The sequence below is a fragment of the Salifodinibacter halophilus genome, from assembly GCA_012999515.1.
GTDB lineage: Bacteria > Pseudomonadota > Gammaproteobacteria > Nevskiales > Salinisphaeraceae > Salifodinibacter > Salifodinibacter halophilus.
In genome coordinates this window covers 1-263 of record JABEEB010000342.1, presented here as the reverse complement: position 1 = coordinate 263, position 263 = coordinate 1, and the positions used below count along the sequence as shown (strand labels likewise).

Sequence of the window (263 nt, the reverse complement as noted above, 5' to 3'; positions counted from 1 at the left end):
ATCAACGTTCGACCGATTGGTCGGCGTCTCCCCGCATGCCGACGGCGTCTTTGATTACTACGTGACGTTCGACGAGGCGGACGTCACGGGCGCTGGACAAGCCCGCTGGGGTGAGCGGCCGGCTGCCGCACCGGTTGAATCCGACGCCGGCGACGCACTCCTCGAAGCGGGGTGGGAAGCGAATGTCGATGAGTACGAGCAGACCCTCGCCGACGTTCGCGAGTCCCTCACCGAACTCAGCGACGAGGCAGTCATGCGTGATG

At 65.0% G+C, this 263-nt stretch carries 1 protein-coding gene; it reads left to right on the top strand.

Annotation, left to right across the window (positions count from 1 at the left end; all coding sequences use genetic code 11):
- Nucleotides 1–263 (top strand): hypothetical protein (locus HKX41_11945; GenBank protein ID NNC24846.1); only part of this gene is annotated, 263 nt, incomplete at both ends.